Below are 5,424 nucleotides of genomic sequence, written 5' to 3'. Positions count from 1 at the left end.
CGCCTCCCCTGGGCAACCCGATCGGGGCTGGTAATCAAGCATCACCCAACCCCGCATCACCGAACATTGAAGCCGATAGTTTGGGCCAGATCACCTCGGTGAGCCAATTGTCTGATGTGCAACCGACGGACTGGGCCTTCCAAGCCCTGCAATCCCTGGTGGAACGCTATGGGTGTATTGTGGGCTATCCCGACGGGACTTTCCGAGGACAACGGGCACTGAGCCGGTATGAATTTGCCGCCGGGTTGAATGCCTGCCTCGATCGTATTAATGAGTTGATTGCAGCAGCCACGGCGGACATGGCCACCAAGGAAGACTTGGCCAAGGTGCAACGCTTGCAGGAAGAATTTGCCACGGAACTGGCCTCGATTCGGGGCCGGGTGGATAACCTGGAAGCCCGGACGGCGCAACTGGAGGCGACCCAATTCTCAACCACAACCAAGCTGGTGGGGGATGCGGTGTTTGGCCTGAGTAGCGCCAGTGGGAGCGAGATCGATAGCAGCACGATTTTTAGCGATCGCCTGCGCTTGGGCCTGAATACCACCTTTTCGGGGCAAGATCTCCTCTTTACCCGCCTACAAGCGGCGAATACCACTTCCTTTGAAGCCAGCACGGGAACGCCCCAAAGTCGGCTCAGCTTTGATGGCACCACGGGGAATGGCAACGATGTTGTCCTGGATACTCTGCGTTATCAGTTTTTCTTTAACCCGAAATTACGCGTAACGGTGAGTGCAACGGGAACCGAATTTGACGATATTTTTGCAACGCTCAATCCTGAATTTTCCGATGATGTCGTGGGTAGCCTTTCCCGCTTTGGGCAATACAACCCCCTCTATCGGCTTGGTGATGGGGCGGGCTTGGGCCTGAACTATGACTTCAGTAAATCGCTGAATCTTTCCCTCGCCTATTTTGCCGATGATGCGGGCAATCCAGCCGATAAAGCCGGGTTATTTAATGGCCAATTTGCGGCTCTGGGGCAGTTGACCTATCAACCCAACGATCGTCTCGGTATTGGGCTAGCCTATAGCCGCTACTATGCCCCCGGCGGTCAAGCCCAGGTATCGGGCGGGACGGGTAGTGTATTGGCGAATCAACCGTTTGCCGATGCCGCAACGGCAGCCGATGTATATGCCCTGAATGCCACCTATCGCCTGAGTTCGCGGTTTAATCTCTCCGGCTGGTATGGCTATACCAATGCTCAGGGGGAATCCAGTGGTTTTAGGGGCGATCGGGCCACGATCCAAAACTGGGCCGTGACCTTGGGCTTCCTGGATCTCTTGGCGAAGGGAAATTTGGCGGGGATTGTCTTCGGTCAACCGCCACGGGTAACGGACAGTGACTATCGTTCGGATGAGGCCGGCAGTACCTACCATGTTGAAGCCTTCTATCGGTTCCGATTCAGTGAACATTTCGCCCTTACACCCGGATTATTTGTTACCAATAATCCGGAACGGGATGGAAATTCCATCTGGGTCGGCACGCTGCGCACCAGCTTTAGTTTCTAAAGCTTTTCAACCGCCTCTTTTCTCACATCATATCAACGACTTCGTTTTGGCTTTCCGATTGCTCGTAGTGAGGACTTAAGTCGTCAGACCACATCCCATGCAGTACGGTCAAGCCTTGTCAGCAAGGGGCTTAAAGCCCCTTGTCTGCACCTCACCCAGTATGGAAGTGCTGTATTCAAGGTCCTAACCGCATATTCAATGCCCTAGCAGAAAAAGAAGGGTTCGCGCTGCTGGCCATTGTTAGCTGCTGCGGTTTCGCCATAGGCTCGATAAATATTTTCCATTGTCATTACCGATCGCGGCTTGCCGTCGGCCAAGAGTTGGCGGTTCAGTAGCAGCAGGCGATCGTAACGGTTGAGGCTATCGCCCCACTCATGACTACAGACCAATAGGGTTTTCCCCTGGGCACGCAACTCCGCAAAGACCCCCAGGATCAGGGCTTCTGTCTTTTTATCAACGCCGGTAAAGGGTTCATCCAGCAAAAAGATATCCGCTTGCTGGGCCAGGGCACGGGCCAGGAACACCCGCTGCTGTTGCCCCCCTGACAGGTGTCCGATCGGGCGTCGGGCTAGGGACAGCATCTCTACCCGTGCGAGGGCGGCCTTGACGATTTGCCGCTGTTGCCGATCGGGTGCCCGGAGCCAGCCAATCGCCCGCGTCCGCGCCATCATCACGACATTCCAAGCGGTGATCGGATAGTCCCAGTCAATTTGCGATCGCTGGGGGACATAGGCCACCCGTTGCCGTTGCCGAGCGAGGGGTTGCCCCGTCAGCAAAACTCGCCCTTGGTGGGGCACTAAGCCTAGCAATGCCTTCATCAGCGTGCTTTTCCCTGCGCCATTGGGGCCAATCAAGCCCACAATCTCACCGGGGACCAGCCGCAAGGAGAGATCGGCGATCGCTTGTAGGTGGCGGTAATTGACAGACAGATGCTCAATCTCTAGCATAGCTAGTGAAAAATGATAATCATTCTCATGCTCTTACCCATCAGCATACCAAACTCCCGTTGGTTTGGCGTAAATCCCGGTTTTGTCGTAAAGGAGTTGTGCAAGCATGTCTCAGCTTAGGTTGAAGCTTGGGTTAACCCTGGGGCGCAATCACGGTGGGATAGCCCGGAGAATGATGGCCGTTCTGCTCACCCTGGGGGTTGGGGGGTGTTTGCCTGGGGCTTCTGGTCCCCCGCCTGAGTCAGCCGCCACTCCGGATGCTGCCCCAACGGCTACGGAAGCACCGCCGCAAGTTGTGGCCACCACAGCCCTGTTGTGTGATCTCACCCAGCAGGTTGCCGCTGGGACGATTGCCCTGACTTGTCTCATGGCCCCGGATCAAGACCCCCATGTTTATGAACCCACGCCTGCGGATCGGGCCGCGATCGCCGATGCCGATCTGATCCTCTACGACGGTTATGGGGCTTCACCGAAGCTGATTCGATTGGTCGAAGCTACCCCACCCGGGCAACCCCGTGTCGCTGTTTATGAAGTTGCTGTGCCCAGTCCCCGCTATGTCCAGGCGGATGATCACGATCATGGGGATGAGCATGGCCACGAGGATGAGCATGGCCACAAGGATGAGCATGGCCACGAGGCGAGTCCAACGTCTGACACGGCTACACCGGGGACAGTACCCGATCCCCATATTTGGCATCAAGCTCGCCATAATGGTGCGATCGTGCGGGTGATTGCTGACCAGTTAGCCCAGGTGGCCCCCAACCATGCGGCCCAATACCGTCAGGCCGCCGCTCGTCTGACTGCCGACTTCGACGCCCTGGATGCCTGGATACAGACCCAGGTGGCTACGGTGCATGCCGACCAGCGCCAGTTGCTAACACCCCACAATGCCTTTGGCTACTTTGCCGATGCCTATGGCTTTACGGTGCGGGGGGCGTTGCAAGGGGTCACGAAGGCGGCAAAACCCTCCCCAGCCCGTCTGGCGGCCCTGGTTGACCAGATTAAGCAAACCGGGGTCACCACTGTTTTTACTGAAAGTACAGCGAATCCCGACATTATGAAGACGATCGCCCGTGAAGCGGGGGTTAAGCTGGCGGAGCCACCGCTGTTGGTGGAAGGTCCCAGTGGGCCAGCCACGCCAGTGGTCACCACGCAACAAATGCTGGTTCACAATACCTGTGCGATCGTCAACAATCTAGGGGGACGCTGCCAGCCCCCGGCGATGGACTTGGGCGGATCTGTCTCGCCATGAGGACGCAGGCAGGTTACCGGAGCCAGCGTTCTCCTCACCCCCCGGCCCTTTCTGCCACTAGGGATGCAGGGGGGCTGGACGGCTCTAGCTAGGATAGCGATCGGTTTGAGTCTGGGGGCGTTAAATTTTCGCCAGGGGTATACAAAATTAAACGATTACCCATCGGATCATAGGCATAGATTTCGTACCCATAGGCGGAGGTGATGATGCTTCCTGGGGGTGGGTAGCCCAAGGTGGTCAATTGGGCGATCGCGGTTTCGAGATCAGCCACTTCCAGGGTGAGGCTAAGGGTTCCTTGCTGCGGATTGACAAACTCCTGCCGATCGCTAGGCCGGATTTGAAATAACCCCAAACGTAGGCCAGGGAGTTGGAATTCTGCATATACCTGGGGCAAGTAGCGCTGGGGCGCTTGTTCCAAAAGGTCTTGGTAGAAATGGCTTAGGGCATCTAACTCTAAGGTTGCGATCGTTACGAACGCACGATAAATGTCAATCATCGCGTTTTAGTGCTTGAGGTTTGTCATTAAGTTTGTAGTCACGACTTTAGTCGTTAAGTTTGTAGTCACGACTTTAGTCGTTAGTGCCGGAGAAGGAATCCTAGTGGGCACCTCGATTAATTTGGGATCGGGGCAGTTGAACTGCCCCAAGCGACGAGATGGCATTGCTTGGGAATACAGAACTGGTATTTTTCGAGATGCTCTAGTGGCGGCACGGTCCGATCGCGGTAATGCTACAATCACCGCAATGGCACTGCTGAAGATAAAGACTGTGAACAAGACCGTGACGCAATGATGCCGATGGGCTGCGCTCTGCCAATCCGCTGGGCTATCCTTTGGGGCCTAGTTGCGATCGTGGTGACGGCCTGTGCAGTGCCCCTGCACTCCCGTAATGCCAATCCGATCGGTAATCATCTTGAGCAACTGGTGACGATCGACCTCGATCCGACCCAAGTCAGCGTTGGACAAACGATTTATGTGCCCATCTATGCCCACATCTATCACCAAAACCGCCAGGATCAAATCATCAATTTAGCTGCAACCCTGAGTATTCGGAACACGGACCCAGAACAGGCCATCCTGATCACCGCAGTCCGTTATTACGATACCAATGGGCAGTTTATTCGCCAGTACACTGGGTCAGCCGTGGAACTGCCCCCCCTGGCGTCTACGGATGTCTTTATTCAAACCGACGATCTGAGCGGGGGGACCGGGGCAAATTTCATGGTGGAGTGGGTTGCCACCGCACCTGTTTATCAACCAGTTGTTGAAGCCGTGATGGTTAGCACGGCCTCATCCCAGGGAATTTCCTTTACCAGTTCAGGGCGGGTATTGCGGCAATTTGGCAACTTAAAACCGCTGATGGGGCCGCTGGAGGTGCCGAAAAACGATGTATAGCCCATCACTCAAGTTTGTCGTGCCAACCAATCCAGTAAGTCCGCTCTTTGGTCAAACTCCAGCAATGCTTCGCCCAATGCCTCCAATTGGGTCACGGATAACGCCTGAATCTGGGCCACGAGGTCAGCCTCCAACCGGCCCAAGCGTCGTTGCAATAACCGTACCACTAAGGCCGCTTCCCCTTGTTGCAGTCCTTGTTGCAGTCCCTCTTGGCGACCCTCTTCCTTGGCTTCGCGATAGATGCGTGTATCGGCAAGCTGTATCCCCAACATGGCTTCCACCTCCTGACGGCTCAGACTCGTGAACTTGTAGGCAATGATCGTCGTG

Annotated in this window: 6 protein-coding genes; 3 read left to right on the top strand and 3 right to left on the bottom strand. The window is 55.8% G+C overall.

Annotation, left to right across the window (positions count from 1 at the left end; translation table 11 throughout):
* Nucleotides 1-8: 8 nt before the first annotated feature.
* Nucleotides 9-1,505: an iron uptake porin gene (locus ACWIUF_RS20370; protein WP_448574373.1), complete on the top strand. Its 1,497-nt coding sequence runs from the start codon at nucleotides 9-11 to the stop codon at nucleotides 1,503-1,505.
* A gap of 203 nt (nucleotides 1,506-1,708) precedes the next feature.
* Here ACWIUF_RS20370 and ACWIUF_RS20365 read toward each other — a convergent pair whose 3' ends face one another.
* On the bottom strand, nucleotides 1,709-2,452 hold the full coding sequence (locus ACWIUF_RS20365) for a metal ABC transporter ATP-binding protein (RefSeq protein ID WP_448574372.1): 744 nt from the start codon (nucleotides 2,450-2,452) through the stop codon (nucleotides 1,709-1,711).
* 172 nt (nucleotides 2,453-2,624) lie between these two features.
* Here ACWIUF_RS20365 and ACWIUF_RS20360 point away from each other — a divergent pair, with 172 nt between their 5' ends.
* Nucleotides 2,625-3,704 carry a metal ABC transporter solute-binding protein, Zn/Mn family gene (locus ACWIUF_RS20360; protein ID WP_448574371.1) on the top strand — a complete coding sequence of 360 codons (1,080 nt, stop codon included), beginning with the start codon at nucleotides 2,625-2,627 and terminating at the stop codon, nucleotides 3,702-3,704.
* A gap of 88 nt (nucleotides 3,705-3,792) precedes the next feature.
* Here ACWIUF_RS20360 and ACWIUF_RS20355 read toward each other — a convergent pair whose 3' ends face one another.
* Complete coding sequence (locus ACWIUF_RS20355) at nucleotides 3,793-4,200, bottom strand: VOC family protein (protein WP_448574370.1); 408 nt, start codon at nucleotides 4,198-4,200, stop codon at nucleotides 3,793-3,795.
* A gap of 300 nt (nucleotides 4,201-4,500) precedes the next feature.
* On the opposite strand from ACWIUF_RS20355, the gene ACWIUF_RS20350 reads away from it, so the two are divergent.
* Nucleotides 4,501-5,097 (top strand): DUF3124 domain-containing protein, encoded by a 597-nt coding sequence (locus ACWIUF_RS20350; RefSeq protein WP_448574369.1) that lies wholly within the window; start codon nucleotides 4,501-4,503, stop codon nucleotides 5,095-5,097.
* Nucleotides 5,098-5,105: 8 nt separating this feature from the next.
* Here ACWIUF_RS20350 and ACWIUF_RS20345 read toward each other — a convergent pair.
* Nucleotides 5,106-5,424: DUF4351 domain-containing protein (locus ACWIUF_RS20345; RefSeq protein WP_448574368.1), on the bottom strand; the 319-nt coding region annotated here is incomplete at its 5' end.

It is taken from the genome of Trichothermofontia sp., assembly GCF_053493415.1.
The sequence above is the reverse complement of the archived record's forward strand: the minus strand, read 5'-3'. Positions and strand labels throughout refer to the sequence as shown.